13 protein-coding genes are annotated in these 17,703 nt (G+C 68.8%); 9 read left to right on the top strand and 4 right to left on the bottom strand.

The window, feature by feature from the left end; translation table 11 throughout:
- Window positions 1-57 precede the first annotated feature (57 nt).
- From DAT35_RS23540 to DAT35_RS23500, 8 genes are all read left to right on the top strand, one after another.
- A complete protein-coding gene (locus DAT35_RS23540) occupies window positions 58-1,014 on the top strand; it encodes a GNAT family N-acetyltransferase (protein WP_233261665.1) in 957 nt (318 codons plus the stop codon).
- A 480-nt stretch (window positions 1,015-1,494) separates the two neighbouring features.
- Window positions 1,495-2,628 carry a polysaccharide export protein gene (locus tag DAT35_RS23530; RefSeq protein ID WP_108069382.1) on the top strand — a complete coding sequence of 378 codons (1,134 nt, stop codon included), beginning with the start codon at window positions 1,495-1,497 and terminating at the stop codon, window positions 2,626-2,628.
- On the top strand, window positions 2,625-4,850 hold the full coding sequence (locus tag DAT35_RS23525) for a polysaccharide biosynthesis tyrosine autokinase (protein WP_108069381.1): 2,226 nt from the start codon (window positions 2,625-2,627) through the stop codon (window positions 4,848-4,850). Before DAT35_RS23530 ends, DAT35_RS23525 begins: the two co-directional genes overlap by 4 nt.
- A 21-nt stretch (window positions 4,851-4,871) precedes the next feature.
- A complete protein-coding gene (locus DAT35_RS23520) occupies window positions 4,872-6,131 on the top strand; it encodes an O-antigen ligase (protein WP_108069380.1) in 1,260 nt (419 codons plus the stop codon).
- A gap of 1 nt (window position 6,132) precedes the next feature.
- Window positions 6,133-7,353 (top strand): glycosyltransferase family 4 protein, encoded by a 1,221-nt coding sequence (locus tag DAT35_RS23515; protein ID WP_108069379.1) that lies wholly within the window; start codon window positions 6,133-6,135, stop codon window positions 7,351-7,353.
- Window positions 7,350-8,645 carry a lipopolysaccharide biosynthesis protein gene (locus tag DAT35_RS23510; protein WP_108069378.1) on the top strand — a complete coding sequence of 432 codons (1,296 nt, stop codon included), beginning with the start codon at window positions 7,350-7,352 and terminating at the stop codon, window positions 8,643-8,645. The genes DAT35_RS23515 and DAT35_RS23510 overlap by 4 nt, the downstream gene beginning before the upstream one ends.
- A gap of 132 nt (window positions 8,646-8,777) precedes the next feature.
- On the top strand, window positions 8,778-10,079 hold the full coding sequence (locus DAT35_RS23505) for a UDP-glucose/GDP-mannose dehydrogenase family protein (protein ID WP_108069377.1): 1,302 nt from the start codon (window positions 8,778-8,780) through the stop codon (window positions 10,077-10,079).
- Window positions 10,080-10,082: 3 nt separating this feature from the next.
- Entirely contained in the window at window positions 10,083-10,772 is a 690-nt protein-coding gene (locus DAT35_RS23500; protein WP_108069376.1) for a sugar transferase, read from the top strand.
- Here the strand turns inward: DAT35_RS23500 and DAT35_RS23495 are convergent.
- Complete coding sequence (locus tag DAT35_RS23495) at window positions 10,705-11,844, bottom strand: DegT/DnrJ/EryC1/StrS aminotransferase family protein (protein ID WP_108069375.1); 1,140 nt, start codon at window positions 11,842-11,844, stop codon at window positions 10,705-10,707. The two genes, DAT35_RS23500 and DAT35_RS23495, sit on opposite strands and share 68 nt — an antisense overlap.
- Window positions 11,845-11,952: 108 nt before the next feature.
- Entirely contained in the window at window positions 11,953-13,143 is a 1,191-nt protein-coding gene (locus DAT35_RS23490) for a hypothetical protein (protein WP_233261664.1), read from the bottom strand.
- A gap of 285 nt (window positions 13,144-13,428) precedes the next feature.
- On the opposite strand from DAT35_RS23490, the gene DAT35_RS23485 reads away from it, so the two are divergent.
- Window positions 13,429-14,385 carry a GNAT family N-acetyltransferase gene (locus tag DAT35_RS23485; RefSeq protein ID WP_108069373.1) on the top strand — a complete coding sequence of 319 codons (957 nt, stop codon included), beginning with the start codon at window positions 13,429-13,431 and terminating at the stop codon, window positions 14,383-14,385.
- 4 nt (window positions 14,386-14,389) lie between these two features.
- Here DAT35_RS23485 and DAT35_RS23480 read toward each other — a convergent pair whose 3' ends face one another.
- Window positions 14,390-16,303 carry a nucleoside-diphosphate sugar epimerase/dehydratase gene (locus tag DAT35_RS23480; RefSeq protein WP_108069372.1) on the bottom strand — a complete coding sequence of 638 codons (1,914 nt, stop codon included), beginning with the start codon at window positions 16,301-16,303 and terminating at the stop codon, window positions 14,390-14,392.
- 154 nt (window positions 16,304-16,457) lie between these two features.
- Window positions 16,458-17,621, bottom strand: a complete 1,164-nt coding sequence (locus DAT35_RS23475; RefSeq protein WP_108069371.1) for a right-handed parallel beta-helix repeat-containing protein — start codon at window positions 17,619-17,621, stop codon at window positions 16,458-16,460.
- Window positions 17,622-17,703 lie beyond the last annotated feature (82 nt).

Below are 17,703 nucleotides of genomic sequence, written 5' to 3'. Positions count from 1 at the left end.
AGGGCCCTCATCCCTCCTATACTTTTCTGGAACACATAACGGGGGGAGCAGCCGGGTATGACAATGAAGACGACGAAGCTGAGGGCCGTCCTGGTCCCCGACGAGGGGAAATCGGCGCTGTCGGAGGACTACTTTCGCTCGGCGCACCACCTGCGTGCCGAGGGCGTGACGCACACCCTCGTCGTCGACGGAGGCGCGGGAAGAACGCTCCGGCTCCCGCTCATCGTGCGGCCCATCGAGGGCACTCCCTACCGCGACGCCGTCTCCCCCTACGGCTTCCCGGGCGGGGTTCTGGATGGGCTGAGCGAGGTACCCAAGGAAGCAGTGGACTGGGCAGGCACCGAGCTCGTCAGCATCTTCGTGCGCGACAGGATCGGGGGGCCGTGCTGCTTCGCGGGCGGGACGGCCAGGACCGAGGTGAGCCTCATCGACTGCACCCGGCCCGTGAAGTTCCGCAAGGACCACGGCGCGGATATCCGCCGCAACGCCCGGCTTGGCTATGCGACCACCTGCTGCCCCGTGAGGGAGTCCTCGCAAGAGGAGCGGGAAGTCTTCAAGGCGGTCTACCGGCAGATCATGGTCCGCAACGGCGCGAGCTCCCGGTACTTCTTCTCGGACGCGTGGTTCGCGGAGGCATTCTCCTCGCCCGTCGCCTGGCTCGTCACGACCCGCGCTCCGGATGGCCACGTTGCCTCCACGGGGCTCGCCGTCCTCAGCGACGGGTACCTGCACGACTACATCGGGGGGGCGGCGGACACGTACGTCGCGCAGTCACCGGCCAAGAATGACATCACGGTGCTGGTCGAGCTCTCCTTGAAGCTCGGCGCCCCGGTCCACCTGGGAGGAGGACTCCAGCGGGGCGACAGCCTCGAGCGTTTCAAGCGGGGCTTCGCGAACGCGACCTCCCAGTTCTACACGCACGAGCTCATCTGCGACCCGGAGCGATATGCCAGCCTGTCGGCGGGCAGCGCCCGGACGGACTACTTCCCCGCCTACCGCGCGCCGCGGCCCTGATCAGCCAAGAGGTCCAGGCTGCTGCCACGCACCTGAGGGGCGCGCGGCCTGGGCAGGCGTGTACCCCAAAGGGGCTGAGCGGCCTGTCCACTGGCCGGGAGCATCGCTCGGGCGGCCCCGTCAGCGGTCCTCCTCGGCCCCTCTGCACCCTCCCTCCCCCTCAACAGGGCCCCCATCCCTCTGATGCGTCCGGGTCAGGTCGACGAAGACGCTCTCCCGATCGAAGACGATGTCCATCATCCCGCCGAGGTGCCGGTAGTTGCGCAGCAGCGGGTGGAAGCGGACGAACTCGCCCCGGAGGGCAGGTCATCTGTTGTCTGGGACTGGGGCCCTATTGCCTTCCGGACACCGGACTGTCCACGGCTTTGCTTGCGCGCCATCCGCCCACGAGGATTGAGCAGCCGAGAGATCAATCGCTTTCTTGCTCGAGGTCACAACAACGCGGGTTTGAAAGCATGGGTGGGAGCCCGGAGGAGATCAATGAGGTGCGTCCTGCTACTGGCCGGGGTGCTGTGCGCGAGCGCATGCGCGTGGGGCCCTGGCATGTATATGGACGAGTCTGCCTTCAGGAAGCGGCACGCCGAGATGGCAGACGCGGGCACCGATGGCGGCGCATATGAGATCATCCCGATCGATGCGGAGCTGTTGGGCAAGCAACAGGCGGCGCTCCTCCAGACGCGGCCCGCACCGAAGCAGGACCCGCTGGCGGAGGTCGCGACAGACTATCAGTACCGGGTGACCGCCCACGACGTGCTGAGCGTCATCGTCTGGGATCATCCCGAGCTCACCATCCCAGCGGGTGAGTTCCGGTCCCCCGAGGCCACCGGCCACCCGGTGTCGTCCGATGGGACGATGTTCTACCCGCATGTGGGGGTCGTCCAGGTCGCGGGCAAGACGCTGCAGGAGATCCGGGAGCTCCTGACGCAGCGGCTGGCCAGCGTCATCGAGCGGCCGCAGCTCGACGTGCGCGTGGTGGGCTTCCGTGGGCAGAAGGTCCAGGTCACCGGAGAGGTGGTCTCTCCCAGCAGCATTCCCGTCACGGATGTGCCTCTGCGGGTGCAGGACGCCATCAGCCAGGTGCGGGGACTCACCGCGGAGGCGGACCTGCGCGGCGTCACGCTCTCCCGGGGCGGTAAGACATTCACCCTGGACCTTCAGGCGCTCTACGAGCAGGGGGACGTCAGCCAGAACTGGCTCCTTCAGGACGGAGACATCATCAACGTCCCCGACCGGAGCCGTAACAAGGTCTTCATCCTCGGCGAGGTCCGCAGACCCTCCTCGCGCCTCATGGTGAAGGGCCGGATGACGCTCGCGGAGGCCATCGGCGACACCGAGGGCTTCGACCCGGTCAGCTCGAACCCGGCGAGGGTCTATGTCATCCGCGGGAACTTCAACCTTCCCACCATCTACAAGCTCGATGCCAGGTCGCCGGACGCGCTCCTGCTCGCGACGCAGTTCCAACTTCAACCCCAAGACGTCGTGTTCGTCTCGCCGCACGACCTGACGCGTTGGAACCGCATCATCTCCCAGATTCAGCCAACGGTTCAGGTGCTCTGGCAGGCAGTCGATCTCGGAAACAGGGCACTCACCTTCCAGCCGCAGAACCCACCATGACGCGCACCCCCGGCCGCAGCGCTCCCGCCCGTTCAAAACACAAAACACCCGACGACGAGCTCGATCTGGGCCGATACCTCGGCATCCTGCGCGAGTACCGTGGGTCGATCGCCGCGACGCTCGTCCTGACGCTGGGGGTGGGCGTCGCGTACATGACCGCCACGACACCCGTTTATCGTGCGAATGCCGTCATCCAGATAGAGAAGAAGGCCAACCCTCTCGGGCAGCTCGGCGAGCTGCTCTGGGACTTCTCCGGCGAGGCGTCCACCGAGATCGAGATCATCAGCTCGCGGGCGCTGCTGGGAAAGGTCGTCGAGGAGCTCCGGCTGGAGGTGGAGGCCACACCGCGGCACTTCCCGCTCGTGGGCTCGGCGCTCGCTCGCGCGTACGAGGGACCGGGCCTCGCCCGGCCCCTGTGGGGCATGGACACGTTCGCCTGGGGAGGTGAGCGCATCCGGGTGGCGCGGGTGAGCGTGCCGCCGGAGCTGGAGGATTTCCCGCTCACGCTCGTGGCGGGAGAGGCCGGTGCCTACACGCTCCTCGGCCCGGGCTCCACTCCGCTTTTCAGTGGGCGCGTGGGCGCCCCCGCCGCGACACCTCCGGGCTCGCCCCGGCAGGTGGAACTCCTCGTCTCCGAGCTCGAGGCACGCCCGGGGACGCGGTTCTCGGTGACCCGGCACTCCCGCCTCGAGGTGGTGGAGCGGCTCCAGGGCGCGCTGCGCGCGAGCGAGAAGGGCACCAACACCGGCGTCCTCTCCGTGGTCCTCGAGGGGCAAGATCCGGCGGAGCTCTCCGCGATGCTCGAGGCCATCACGCGCCACTACGTCCGGCACAACGTCGAGCGCAGGAGCGAGGAGGTCGAGCGGACACTGGTGTTCCTCGACAGCCAGCTGCCCGGGCTGCGCAAGGAGTTGGAGCGCGCGGAGGAGGCCCTGAGTGCCTACCGCGCCGGGAAGGGAGGCGTCGACCTGGGGATGGAGGCCCAGGCGCTCCTGAACCGCAGCGTCGACATCGAGAAGTCGATCTCCACGCTCTCGCTCGAGCGCTCCGAGCTGCGGCAGCGCTTCACCGAGAACCACCCGATGCTCACCGCCGCGGACCGCAAGATGGAGCGGCTGCTGGCCGACCGGACCACCCTCAACGCCCAGCTCAAGGGCCTGCCGAACACGGAGCTCGTGTCGACCCAGCTCATGCGGGACGTGAAGGTCGCCACCGAGCTGTACCTCCAGCTCAACAACAAGGCCCAGGAGTACCGGGTCCTGAAGTCGAGCATCGTCGGCAACGCGCGCGTCCTCGACGAGCCCGTGGTGACCCGCCAGCCGGTGCGCCCCAACAAGCCGGGCGTGCTCGCGCTCAGCCTCGTGCTGGGGCTGACGCTCGGCATCACGCTCGCCTTCACCCGGCAGGCGCTCCGCCGCAAGGGTGTCTCGGACCCGGTCGCGGTCGAGGCGGAGCTCGGTCTGCCGGTCTATGCCACCATCCCCCTCGGCCAGGTTCCGTCGCGCCGCCCCCGTTGGAAGCGGACCTCGTCCCAGGAGCTGCTCGCCATCCTGGCCCAGACGCATCCGCGCGACCTGGTCACCGAGAGCCTGCGCGGCCTGCGCACCCGCCTCCAGGTCGCGCTGAAGGACTCGCCCAACAACGTGGTTTCCATCACCGGACCGAGCCCGGGAGTGGGCACGTCCTACATCTCCATCAACCTCGCCTGGGTGCTGGCGGACTCCGGCAAGCGCGTCCTGCTCGTGGACGCCAACCTGCGTGGAGGCTGGCTCCACCGTTGCTTCCGCGTCGAGCGCTCCCCTGGCCTCACCGAGGTCCTCGGCGGCACGGTCGCGCTGGAACAGGCGCTCCTGCGGGCGCCCGGACAGAGCCTGTCCTTCCTGTCCGCCGGAGCCCTTCCTCCCAACCCAGCCGAGCTGCTGCTGAGTGAGGGGTTCACGGCGCTCGTGGCGCGGCTGTCGGCCGAGTACGACCTCGTCCTCATCGACACGCCGCCCATCCTGGCGGTGACCGACGCGGCGCTCGTGGGCCGGCACGCGGGCGTGAACCTCGCCGTGGTGCGCGCGGACGCCCACCCGATGAGGGAGGTCCGCGAGGCCGTCGACCGGCTCGAGCAGAACGGCGCTCCGGTGCGGGGCGTCATCCTCAACGGGGTGCCGCGCTCGTCGGCGGGACGCACCGTGAATGGCATCTACCAGTACGAGTACCCGACCGCGAGCTGAGCCCGGGCTGGAGCCTTCCCCATGAGCTGGATCCGCTGCACAGGTCTGGGCTTCATCTCCGCGCTCTACGTGCTCGCGGGCCGCTGGGGCCTCCACCGGCTGGCCTCCACGGAGGCCGAGCCGGATCCGTTCCTGGAGCTGCGGCTGTGGATCGTCATGGGGGGGCTGGTGCTCGCGTCCGTGGGGCTGGTCCACCGGGCCCACCGCGCGGCGAGGCCCGGCGAGACGCAGCCCGATACCCGGCTCACGAAGGCCCTGCTGCTGTTCTTCGGGTACATGTGCACCAGCGCGCTCTGGGCACCCGACGCGGGCTTCGCCCTGAGCAAGGTCTACGATCTCACCCTGGTCGTCGTGATGAGCGTGGGCTTCGGGCTCGCCGCGATCCGCCAGCCCACGGGGCGTGTGCTGGACGCGTTCTGGGGCGTGGTGGTCGCGGCCACGGCGGTGCTGGCGCTCACCGGCGTGCGCCAGTTGCTGGGGGGCGGTGGCGGCGCGCGGCTGGCCGTCCTGGGAGGAGGCCCGAACGTCTTCGCCCGGCTCATGGGGATGCTCTCGCTGGGTGCCCTGTACTTCTGGAGCCGGCGGGGGCAGGCGTGGCTCTGGATTCCGATGGCCGCCACCGGGGTGCTCCTCGCACTGCTCACTGGCTCTCGCGGCGGAACGGCCTCCATCCTGGTGGCCATCGCCATCTTCCTCGGAGTGGCGCGCATCCCGCTGCGCCGGCTCGCCCTCCTGGCGCTGCTCGCCACGGCCGCCAGCGTGGCGGTGATCACCCTCTCACCCCTGGGCAAGGCGCTCACCCAATCCATGGAAGAGCGCTTCCTCCGGCTGACCCTGAAGTACGAGGGGCACGGGGACTCGGAGAGCAAGGTGTACCTGTCGGGGCGCGAGTCCCTGTATGCCGCCGGGTACGACCTCGCGCTGCGCAACCCGGTGGCGGGTGCCGGGCTCGCGGCGTTCCCCGCGCTCGGGCTGGGCGTCTACCCCCACAACATCTTCCTCGAGGTGTTCTGCGAAGGCGGGGCACTGGGCCTCGCGTTCCTCGCGTGGCTCCTGCTCACCTTCGCGCACTCGGCGTTCCGAGGGCGCCGCGGCCTCGATGGCGCGACGACCGGCGCGGCGGTGCTGGTGCTGGTCGGCAGCCAGTCCAGCGGCGACCTCTACGACAGCCGGGCCCTCTTCCTGCTGATGGTGATGTCCACGTGTACCTCGGCCGCCGGCGAGGAGCCGGCGCGCCCCCTTCCTGACCTCTACTCCACCACCGCCCACGGAGCGACCTGACATGAAGATCACCTACCTCCACCAGTACTTCACCACGCCCTCGATGCAGGGAGGGACCCGATCCTACGAGCTCGCCCGCCGCCTGGTCGCCATGGGCCACGAGGTGCACATGGTGACGTCGGACACCCAGCCTTCCGCGGACACCAGCAAGGGCTGGCGCGAGACGAACGAGAGCGGCATCCACGTGCACTGGCTCCCGGTGCCCTACTCCAACTCGATGAGTTACCCGGACCGGATGCGGGCCTTCAGCCGCTTCGCCATCAACTCCTCGCAGCGGGCGATGCAGCTGGGGGGAGACGTGGTCTTCGCTACGAGCACGCCACTGACCATCGCGGTCCCCGGCATCCTGGCCTCGCGTTGGAACAGCAAGCCCATGGTCTTCGAGGTCCGCGACCTCTGGCCGGCCATCCCCATCGCGGTGGGCGCCCTCAAGAGCCGCCCGGCGATCCTCGCCGCCCAACTGCTCGAGCGCGCCGCCTACGCGGGAGCCGAGCACATCGTCGCGCTCTCACCGGGGATGAAGGCCGGAGTGGAGGCGGCGGGCGTATCCCCGGAGAAGATCACCATCATCCCGAACCTCTGCGACCCGGAGCGCTTCCAGGTGCCGGCCGAGGCGGGCGCGAAGTTCCGGCGGAAGTACCCGTGGCTCGAGGACCGGCCCATGGTGCTGTACGCGGGCACCCTGGGTCTGGTGAACGGAGTGGACTACCTCGTCCGGGTGGCCGCGGAGATGCTGAAGCGCGACCCGGAGGTGCGCTTCGTCATCATGGGGGAGGGGCGGGAGGAGGGCGCGCTGCACGCGCTGGCCGATCAGCTCGGCGTGCGCAACCGCAACCTCTTCTTCCTGCCCGCCGTGCCCAAGGCGGAGGTGCCCGCGGTGCTCTCCGCGGCCAGCATCGCCACCTCCTGCTTCACCGACGTGCCGGGCATGCAGGACAACTCCGCCAACAAGTTCTTCGACGCGCTCGCCGCCGGCCGCCCCATCGCCCTCAACTACGGCGGCTGGCAGGCGGAGCTCATCGCGCAGGAGCAGTTCGGCCTGTGCCTGCCGCCCAAGGACACGACCGCCGCGGCGGAGATGCTGGCGAGCAGGGTCCGCGACCCGAAGTGGCTCGCTGAGGCGGGGGCGCGGGCGGGACGGCTCGGCGTGGAGCGTTTCTCCGCGGATGCCGCGGCCCGCAGGCTCGCCGAGGTGCTGCGGCGCGCGGTGACCAGCGCATGAGACAGCGGTCGGTGGGGGGCAACTTCGCGTGGACGCTCACGGCCGGGCTCGTGTACGCGCTCGCCCAGTGGGGCGTGATGGTGGCCTGTGCCCGGCTCGGCACGATGGAACTGCTCGGCGAGTTCGCCCTCGGCCTGGCCATCACCGCCCCGGTGATGCTGCTGGCGCGGATGAACCTGCGCACGCTCCAGGCCACCGACGCCCGGAGCGCCTACGGGTTCGAGCACTACCTCGGGTTGATGGTGCTCAACGTGCTCGGGGGCGTGCTGCTGTGCTGTGCCATTGCCCTGGTGGCGGGGTACTCGGCACGCGCCAGCCTCGTCATCGCGCTGCTGGCGCTGGCCAAGGGCTTCGAGGCCATCAGCGAGGTGTTCTACGGAGCCCTGCAGAAGGCCGAGCGGATGGGCCTCATCGCCCGCTCGCTCATCGTCAAGAGCGTGCTCTCCGTGGTGTTCGTGGCGCTCGCGCTCCAGCTCACGGGGAGCGTGGTGGCAGCGGCGGCGGCCCTGGGGCTTGCCTGGGCCGTCGTGCTCTTCCTGTTCGACGCGCACGCGTACCGGCGCGAGTTCGGGGGAGGGAGTCCCTGGAGCCGGCTGTGGCGGACGCCCTGGAGCGACGAGGGCGTGCGGCTGAAGAGCCTGCTGGGGCTCTCCTACGCGCTGGGAATCACCGCGCTGCTGGGCTCACTGCGCCCCAACGTCCCCCGCTACCTGCTGGAGGCGAACTTCGGCCAGGAGGAGCTGGGCATGTACGCCGCGCTCGCGTACTTCACGGCGCTGGGGGGACGGGTGGTGCATGCGCTCGGGCAGGCGGTGAGCCCCCGGCTGGGGCGCTACCACGCGGCGGGAGATCAGCGCCGCTATGGCCGCATGCTGTTGGGCTTCGCGGGAGGGGCGGCGCTGGTGGGCGTGTGTGCCATCGCCGGTGCGGCGCTGTTCGGGCGCTGGGCGCTGACGCTCTTCTATGGGGCGGCCTACGCGCGCAACCTCGAGCTGTTCGTCTGGCTCATGGCGGCCGCCGCGCTGGAGTACGTCTGCGTGAGCTTGCAGACGGGGCTCACGGCGGCGCGGGAGTTGAAGGCACAGGCGCTGATGCTCACCGCCTCCGTCGTGGTGGTCGTGCTGGGGAGCGCGTGGTGGGTGCCCTCCATGGGGCCCATCGGGGCGGCATGGGCCCTGGCGCTGGGCTGGTTCGTCGAGCTGGCCGCCAGCGCATGGCTCTCCGTGCGTGCCTGGAGGCGGCTCGGACTCCAGGAGGCGGGCTCGGTGCCCGGAGTGGACACGGCATTCTGAGGCCCGCCGCGGGGCCGGGTGCTCAGACACCAACACATGGTTCCGGCTCCGGGGAGAGTGGTGAGCGAGCAGGGGGCCCCCTACCTTCTCGCTCGCTCCTGGCTCCTCTGGCCAGGCTGAGGGCAGACAGGCATGAAGATCGCGGTGATCGGTACGGGTTACGTGGGCCTGGTGGTGGGGGCCTGCTTCGCGGACTCGGGCAACGACGCAGTCTGCGTGGACATCAACTCCGAGAAGATCTCACGGCTGCGCGCGGGCGAGGTACCCATCTACGAGCCCGGGCTGGCGGAGCTCATCGAGCGCAACGTGCGCGAGGGACGGCTCGCCTTCACCACCGACCTTGCGGGCAGTGTGGGGGAGGCCCAGGTGGTCTTCATCGCCGTGGGGACACCCGAGGGCGAGAGCGGGGACGCGGATCTTCACTACGTCCTCGCCGCGGCGGAGGAGCTCGGACGCGCCCTGCGGCAGTACACCGTCGTCGTGGACAAGAGCACCGTCCCGGTGGGCACGGCGGAGCGGGTGCGGCGCACCATCGCCGCGGTGACGCGGGTGGAGTTCGACGTGGTGTCCAATCCCGAGTTCCTCAAGGAGGGCGCGGCCATCGAGGACTTCACCCGGCCGGACCGGGTGGTCATCGGGACGGACAGCGAGAGAGCGCGCGCCGTGATGGCCGACCTCTATGCTCCCTTTGTGCGCACGGGCAGCCCGCTGCTCTTCATGGATACGGCCAGTGCGGAGCTGACGAAGTACGCGGCCAACGCGATGCTCGCCACCCGCATTTCCTTCATGAACGACATCGCCTGTCTCTGTGAGAAGGTGGGCGCGGACGTGGAGATGGTGCGCAAGGGCATGGGGGCGGACAAGCGCATCGGGCACTCGTTCCTCTTCCCGGGCGTTGGCTACGGCGGGAGCTGCTTCCCCAAGGACGTGAAGGCGCTGGGAGCCACCGCGCGGGAGGTTGGCTTCGAGTTCGAGCTCCTGCGCGCCGTGGAGCGCACCAACGAGCGGCAGAAGCGGCTGCTCGTGCACAAGGCGCTGCGCCACCTCGGCCCCTCGCTCGAGGGGCGCCAGCTCGCGGTGTGGGGCCTGGCCTTCAAGCCGCGGACGGACGACATGCGGGAGGCGCCCTCCGTGGAGCTCATCGAGGGTCTGCTGGCCAAGGGCGCGCGCGTCGTCGTGCACGATCCCGTCGCGATGGTCAGCGCGCGGCGGGTGTTCGGCAACCGCATCACCTACGCGCCCGGCCCCTACGCGGCGGCCGAGGGCGCCGAGGCACTCTTCATCGTCACCGAGTGGAACGAGTTCCGCCAGCCGGACTTCGAGCGCCTGAAGAGTCTCATGAGGGCGCCCATCATCTTCGACGGCAGGAACCTCTTCGAGCCCGAGCGGATGCGCGCACGTGGGTTTACCTACTTCTGCCTGGGGCGGGGCTAGCACATGCAAAGACAGACCGGAGCGGGGTTGTTCTTCAAGAGGTGCATCGATCGGCTGGCCGCGGCCCTGGGGCTGCTGTGCCTCGCGCCGGTGATGGCCATCACGGCGCTGGCCATCCGGGCCACGATGGGCGGTCCCGTCCTCTTCCGACAGGTGCGGCCAGGCCGCGGGGGAAGGACGTTCCAGCTGGTGAAGTTCCGCACCATGCTCGATGCGAACGACGCGGATGGCAATCCGCTCCCCGACGAGCAGCGCCTCACGCGGACCGGGCAGTTCCTGCGCGCGACGAGTCTGGACGAGCTCCCGCAGCTGTGGAACGTGCTGCGCGGCGACATGAGCCTGGTGGGACCGCGGCCGCTGCTGGTCGAGTACCTGCCCCGCTACTCCCCCGAGCAGGCGCGGCGCCACGACGTGCTCCCGGGCATCACCGGCTGGGCCCAGGTGAACGGGCGCAACGCCCTGGGCTGGGACGAGCGCTTCCGGCTCGACGTCTGGTACGTGGACAACTGGAGCCTGGCGCTGGACGCGAAGATCCTCGCCCTGACGCTGCTGCGCGTCGTGCAGCGCCAGGGCATCTCCCACGAGGGGAGCGCGACGATGTTCAAGTTCCAGGGGGCCGGCGCCCTCAGCGTCGTGAGCGATGGGGCACGGCCTTCATCACCTCCACCACCCGCGCCAGGTCATCCGGGGTGAGGTTGGAGCCGGACGGCAGGCAGAGCCCGTTCTGGAACAGCTCCTCCGCGACGCCGCCCCCCCGCCGCTCGAACGCGGCGAAGACCGGCTGCAGGTGCATGGGCTTCCACACGGGCCTCGCCTCGATGTTCTCCCGCTCGAGCGCGACCCGCACCGCCTCCCGGTCCGCGCCGAACCGGGCCGGATCGATGGTGAGCGTCGTCAGCCAGCGCGTGTGGCGTCCCCAGGGGGCCTCGGGCATGAACGTCAGCCCCGGTACTCCGGCGAGGGCGCGCGCGTAGAACTCGTAGTTCCTGCGCCGCGCGGCGACCCGGTCCTCCAGCACCCGGAGCTGCCCCCGGCCGATCGCCGCCAGCACGTTGCTGAGGCGGTAGTTGTAGCCAATCTCCGAGTGCTCGTAGTGCGGCGCGGGATCGCGCGCCTGGGTGGAGAGCTTGAGGGCGTGGCGGACGAGCCCCTCGTCGGGCGACACCAGCATCCCTCCACTCGAGGTGGTGATGATCTTGTTGCCATTGAAGGAGTAGATGCCGGCGCGGCCCAGCGTGCCGGGGACCCGCCCCTTGTACGTGCTCCCCAGGGCCTCGGCCGCGTCCTCTACGAGCGGCACGCCGTAGCGGTCGCATGCGGCCAGGATGGGATCCAGATCGGCGCTCTGCCCGTAGAGGTGGACCACGACGACCGCGCGCGGCAGCCGTCCGCGCCGGGCTCGCGCCTCCAGCTCCTCGCTCAGCAGCGCGGGGTCCATGTTCCAGGAGGTGCGCTCGCTGTCGATGAAGACAGGGGAGGCGCCCAGGTACCGGATGGGGTTCACCGTGGCGGAGAAGGTGAGCGTGCTCACCAGCACCTCGTCTCCCGGGGAGACGCCGAGCAGCTGCAGGGCGAGGTGGAGCGCGGCCGTGCCGGAGCTCAGCGCGAGCGCGTGTGGCGCTCCAACGCAATGAGCGAACTCCGTCTGGAACGCATCGACGTGAGGCCCGAGCGGGGCGATCCAGTTGCTCGTGAACGCGTCGTCGACGAAACCGCGCTCGAGACTGCCCATGTGGGGCGATGACAGATAGATGCGTTGGGACATGCAAGGCTCCTGAAGGGGTGGTGCCGGGTTCTCCACCCGGCACCACTCTGGAGCCTGCGCCCCATCTCCCTCCCGCGCTCTCGGGCGGGAGGGAGGGGGAGGTGTTCGCTACATGCCGGCGGCCGCTTCGGACAGCTTCCTCACGTTGTACGCGGCGTTCCCGTAGAACTGGGTGTTGTTACCGACGTTGAGTGTCTCGAACCGGCGCTGGAGGTTGGCGTCGTAGCGGCCGAGCTTGATGAACCCGTCGTTGAACCAACCCGTGCCGCCGCCCGAGCCGTCGACGTAGTTGCCGTACCGGCCGGCCGAGGGCCAGATGACGGAGTTGAGCGTCTTGACGAACTTGCCGATGTCGTCGCTCGTCCACTCCATGCCCGCGTCGCGCGCCTCGACGATGTATGCCATTACGCCGTTGCCGTGCGCCACGTCCTGGCCGGGACGGGCGGTGAGACCCCACGAATCGTTCCAGTAGTACGCCGCCGAGTTGACCGGGCTGGCGCGCATCTGCCCGCGCAGGCCCGCGTTGTTGCCATAGTTCGGCAGATGGCGATTGATGTTGTTGAAGACAGTCAGGTAGGTGGCCTTGCGGTTCGCATCGGTGGTCATGCGCGACAGGTCCATCGCGATGTAGGCCCAGTGCGAGGCCATATGCGTGTTGACGCGGTAGATGTAGCTGTTCGCGCCGCGCTTGTACCACTTCTCGAACATGTTCTTCTCCGAGAAGGCCAGGAGCTTGTCGTACTGCGCACGGTACGTGGCGTTGTTGTAGAGTTCGGGCGTCTCACGGATGACGCGCAGCAGGCGGGTCACGTAGCGCCAGCAATAGCTCTCGAACAGCGGCACCTCCTGACCCAGCGTATCCGAGCGCGCCGAGGCCCAGCCGAGGTACGAATCCTTGAACTGGCTCTTGGAGAGCGACGAGGAAAGCCTGGCGTTGTTCACCACGTTGTTGACGTAGAGCAGGGCGCGGTCGAGGTACTGCGTCTTCCCGGTGGCCCGGTACATCGCGGTGTTGCCGTCGATGCCGTAGGCGAGGTTGTAGAACTGCCAGCTATCGAGCGAGGTGCTCATGGGCAGGAAGCTCGAGGTGTGCTCGGCGTTCCAGTTGCCCAGGAACAGCGTCTCCCAGGCCGCCACGGAGCGGAGCCCGGAGGGGGTCGGCAGGGGGGTGAGTGCGCTCTGCTGCGCGCCCAACTCCGGGGTACTCCCTTCGGTGTTGCCGGGGGCGGTCTCCCGTCCGGAGGCATCCAGCTCGCCCTGGGGACCACAGGCCACCACGAGCGGAAGCGAGAAAGACATGAGAGAGAACAGGGCGAAACCCCGGATGCTTCGACGACTGAAATTCAACATCAATGGTGTCCTTGGGGGAGGAACCCACCGGTCGCCCGGAGGGCTACTCTGCAATGGGAACGCCAGAGTGCGTTCATTCCGGCAGCCAGGAACGTATGTCCACGAATTGAATTCCAAACAGATTCCCGGGGCGGCAAGGACTCTCTTCCCGGGTAAGGGAGCGATTCGACGTGGGCCTGTCTGCTCAAGCCATTCCAGGCAGGGGAGCGCAGGATCGGGGGAGCAAGCGAGCACATGACGACGACGACGATGCAACCGAGGGCCGTCCTGGTCCCCGATGAGGGGAAGTCGGCACTGTCGGAGGACTACTTCCGCTCATCGCAGCACCTGCGTGCCGAGGGCGTGACGCACACCCTTCTCATTGACGGAGGAGTGGGAAGAACGCTGCGGCTTCCGCTCATCGTGCGGCCCATCGAGGGGACACCGTACCGCGACGCCATCTCTCCTTATGGCTACCCCGGCGCGCTACTGGAAGGGCCGGGCGAGGTCGACAAGGAAGCGGTGGATTGGCGAACCACCGAGCTCGTCAGCATCTTCGTGCGCGACCGCGTCACCGGTTCCCACTGCTTCGCGGGTGGGACGGTGCGCAACGAGGTGTTCTTCATCGACCCTCGCCTGCCCATCGAGTTCCGGGAGATGCACCGCCGGCACATCCGGCGCAACGCCCGGCTGGGCTTCGTGAGCACTTTCTGCCCAGCCCGCGAGGCCTCGAGCGAGGAGCGGGAGGGATTCAAGGACGCCTACCGGCAGACCATGGTCCGCGACGGGGCGAGCTCCCAGTACTTCTTCACGGATGCGTACTTCGAGGAGTTGTTCTCCTCACCCCTCGCCTGGCTCGCGACGACGCGCGCACCGGATGGCCACATCGCCTCCTCGGCGGTGGTCGTCTCCAGCGACGGGGTGATGCACTACTACCTCGGCGGGACGACGGACGCGGACCTGGCGCGCTCGCCGGCCAAGAATGGCTTCGCGGCTCAGGTCGAGCACTGCACGCGGCTGGGGCTCCCGCTCAACCTGGGGGGAGGCGTCCAGTCGGGTGACAGCCTCGAGGAGTTCAAGCGAGGCTTCTCCAACACGAGCTGCCGCCTGGTCACCCATGAGATCATCTGCGAGCCGGAGGTGTACGCCCTCCTGTCGGAGGGCGCAGCCGGCGGGAGCTACTTTCCTGCGTACCGTGCACCGCGTCGCTGAGCGCTCACGCCCGCTCGCCCACCTGGAGCTGCACCGGGGTTTTGTACGTCGGAATGAGGCCGCGGAGGGCGAGCTTCACGCCGGACGCGTCACCGGCCTGCGCCGCGTGCCGCAACCGCTCCAGCTGGAGCTCGAAGTCCGGCGGAGGGGCCGGGCTCTGGGCCACCTTGATGCGGTTGCGGACCTGCTGGGTGCGCTCCTCCTCCTCGCTCAGTAGAGTCTCCTCGAGCTTCTCGCCCGGACGCAGCCCCGTGTAGACGATGGGGATGTCCTTGCCCGGTACCAGGCCCGCCATGGTGATCAGGTTCGCGGCGAGCTCGGCGATGCGCACGGGGGTCCCCATGTCGAGGATGCACAGCTCTCCGTAGCCTCCCAGCCCCGCCAGCACCACGAGCCCGACCGCCTCGGGAATGGTCATGAAGTAGCGGGTGCAGTCCGGATGCGTCACCGTGACCGGCCCGCCGCGCTGGATCTGCTGCTTGAAGAGTGGCACCACGCTGCCAGCCGAGCCGAGCACGTTGCCGAAGCGGACGGCGGTGAACGCGGTGCGCGACTGGGTCGCGATGTCCCGGATGACCATCTCGGCGAGCCGCTTGGAGGCCCCCATGACCGAGGAGGGATGGACCGCCTTGTCGGTGGAGATGAGCACGAAGCGCTCCGCCCCACACGCGTCCGCCATGTGCGCGACGTTCCGGGTCCCGAAGATGTTGTTCTTGATGGCCTCCTCGGGCGAGTCCTCCATCAGGGGCACGTGCTTGTGCGCGGCCGCGTGGAACACGTACTGCGGCGCGTGCTCCCTTCCGAGGCGCATCAACCGGTCCTGGTCCCGGATATCCGCCACGATGGCATGCACCGGCAGCTGCGGGTAGCGCTCTTGGAGCTGGCGCACGAGGAAGTAGAGCTCGTTCTCGTTGATGTCGAGCAGCACGAGCGAGGCGGGCGCGTGCCCCGCCACCTGGCGTGCGATCTCACTGCCGATGGAGCCCGCGCCCCCGGTGACGAGGATGCGGCGGCCGGTGACGAGCCTGTGCACCTCCGCCTGGTCGAAGGAGATCGGATCCCGGGGCAGCAGATCCTCCGGGCTGAGGTCGTGCAGCATCGCGGTGGTGATCTTCTGGTCGAGATAGGCGAAGGAAGCGGGGATGATCTTGAAGCTGACGCTCTGATGCTTGCACAGGCCCAGGATGTGCCGGATCCGCTCGGGGGACAGGCGGGGTATGGCGATGAGCACCTGGCTCACGCGGTGCTTCATCACCAGGTCCGGCAGCTCCTCGATGGAGCCGAGCACCGGCCTGCCATTGAGGAAGGTGCAGCGCTTGCCCGGGTCGTCGTCCACGAGCCCGATGACGTGCCAGGGACTGTCGGCGCTGTGCAGCAGGTCGCGCAGCAGGAGGTCACCGGCGCTGCCAGCCCCGACGATGAGCGTCCGCTTCGCCCCCTGCGCCCGGGAGCGCAGCTGGTCGAGGTACCACTGCCGCGCCATCCGCGGGGCGAACCGGTGGGCCCCCATCAGCGCCGTGGTGAGGAAGAACTCGATGGCCACCACCGAGCGGGGCAGCGGCTCGACGAAGAGGGGCCGGAGCGCCTCGAGAATGAGGGTGGCGACCGAGTTGACCAGGACGAGCCGGCCCGCCTCGCTGAGGCCGGGGCTGCGGAACGACCAGTAGTGCAGCCCGAACCAGACCAGGGTGGTCAGACGTACCGCGAGCAGCAGGGGCAGACAGTGCTCGATCGCCACCAGCCATTGCGCGGGCAGCTCTCCCTCGAAGCGCAGCAGCACCGCGCCGAAGAGCGCACTGGAAATGATTGCCGCGTCCAACAAGACGACGAGCAACGAGCGCAGATGTGGCGAGTAACGTTGATGACCCTCCACCCGCTCCACCACGCGAAGGACGCCGCCTCTCATTGCTTGTGCCACGAGCCCGCCTCCTTGGGGAGGCAGAGGGTGGAGTTCGTGGACCGGATTTCCAATCTGCCCTGGAGCGCATGGAATTTCAGGGTGAGCTGCTTGATAGGTATTGGGCGGGAGTCCCCTCCTTGCCTGCTCGAGTCTCGGTTTCCAATCCGGTGAGTCAGCGGGAGGCGCAGCTGACGCCCTCGCAGTTGCCCGCCCCGTTGCCTCGAGCCGCGTTGCCGCCCCCGTCGATCACTCCCGGCACGTAGAGGCCCCACCCCGTGTTGTCGAACGCGCGGTTGCGGGACACCCTGAGGGTGCTGGGAACCGTCACCCGGAGGCCGTCACCCCGGTTGCGCAGGAATTGGTTGCCGCTGACCGTGCCCGTGAGCTCGGGGGGCACGTACTCCGGCAGGTCACCCAGGGTCAGGCCGCCCCCGTTTTCCCGCCAGGTATTGCCCTGGATGTCGACCGTCCGGGTCCGGACCTGGAGGCCATTGCCGTTGTCGGTGACCCGCGAGTCGCGCAGCACGAACTCGAATGGCTCCCAGTTCGGCTGATCGGTGGGGGCGAACGAGCCGTTGCTCGCGATCACCGTGTCGACGAAAGACGCCACGTTGCAGAAGCCATAGCCGAACTCGCCAATCGGAAGCCGGCCCACGGCCCCGTTCCGCTCGAGCCTGCTCGAGGTGAAGGCGACGCTGCCATAGGGACACCAGAACACGAGCTCGTTGTAGCTGAAGGTCGAGCGGGCCACGTCGACGGAGTGGAAGTTCGCGTCGAAGGCGAGCCGGTGGCCGATAAAGAGCGTCGACCGCACCTCGTACGTGCCGCTGCTCGCGTCCTGCTCACTGGCCACCCCCACGCCGTTCCACATCAGCCGCGAGTCCGTGAGTGTCAGCGTCGCATTGCCATTCCGGTGGGAGATGGCGGTCGCGTTGTGGACGAACGTGAGCTGGGACAGCCACACGTGGTCCGGTTGATACTCTCCGTCCGAGTCGAGCACGTACCCGGTCTCGAATCCCCGGATCGTGCCGTTCCTCAGCGTGCTGTTGGCCAGCACCACGATGCCCTCCGACCCATGCGATTCCGGGCCCACGCGGAGCACGGTGTGGCCGCCGAGGTCGAGGACGACACCTTCGCCGACGACCCGGAGCGCGGGACGGTCCGTCCCCGGGCACGCGAGATCGTGGGTGAGACGGGTACTCCGGGTGACCGTGTCGCCGCATCGGATGCCGCGAACCGTGAGCTCACCTTCGTTATCGGCCCGCGCGGCGGGCGGCCCCGCGAGAAACGTCGCCAGGCCCACGGCGACGGAGACAAGACCTCGTGCTCGGTGCATGACATCTCCCCCCAGAGGGTGCTCCGGCCTCGGTCGAGTGGGGAAGCCAGACACCGGCCCGGACCCCTGCCGCCGTCCCGTA

This window comes from Vitiosangium sp. GDMCC 1.1324, assembly GCF_003044305.1.
Classification (GTDB): Bacteria; Myxococcota; Myxococcia; order Myxococcales; family Myxococcaceae; genus Archangium.
Note: the sequence above shows the minus strand (reverse complement) of the source record. Positions and strands in the feature narration are given on the sequence as shown.

Coding starts and splice junctions, on each gene's coding strand:
- DAT35_RS23495 (WP_108069375.1), bottom strand. CDS start 11,844: ATGTCCCAACGCATCTATCTGTCATCGCCCCACATGGGCAGTCTCGAG.
- DAT35_RS23490 (WP_233261664.1), bottom strand. CDS start 13,143: ATGTCTTTCTCGCTTCCGCTCGTGGTGGCCTGTGGTCCCCAGGGCGAG.
- DAT35_RS23515 (WP_108069379.1), top strand. CDS start 6,133: ATGAAGATCACCTACCTCCACCAGTACTTCACCACGCCCTCGATGCAG.
- DAT35_RS23510 (WP_108069378.1), top strand. CDS start 7,350: ATGAGACAGCGGTCGGTGGGGGGCAACTTCGCGTGGACGCTCACGGCC.
- DAT35_RS23485 (WP_108069373.1), top strand. CDS start 13,429: ATGACGACGACGACGATGCAACCGAGGGCCGTCCTGGTCCCCGATGAG.
- DAT35_RS23505 (WP_108069377.1), top strand. CDS start 8,778: ATGAAGATCGCGGTGATCGGTACGGGTTACGTGGGCCTGGTGGTGGGG.
- DAT35_RS23525 (WP_108069381.1), top strand. CDS start 2,625: ATGACGCGCACCCCCGGCCGCAGCGCTCCCGCCCGTTCAAAACACAAA.
- DAT35_RS23540 (WP_233261665.1), top strand. CDS start 58: ATGACAATGAAGACGACGAAGCTGAGGGCCGTCCTGGTCCCCGACGAG.
- DAT35_RS23520 (WP_108069380.1), top strand. CDS start 4,872: ATGAGCTGGATCCGCTGCACAGGTCTGGGCTTCATCTCCGCGCTCTAC.
- DAT35_RS23500 (WP_108069376.1), top strand. CDS start 10,083: ATGCAAAGACAGACCGGAGCGGGGTTGTTCTTCAAGAGGTGCATCGAT.
- DAT35_RS23475 (WP_108069371.1), bottom strand. CDS start 17,621: ATGCACCGAGCACGAGGTCTTGTCTCCGTCGCCGTGGGCCTGGCGACG.
- DAT35_RS23530 (WP_108069382.1), top strand. CDS start 1,495: ATGAGGTGCGTCCTGCTACTGGCCGGGGTGCTGTGCGCGAGCGCATGC.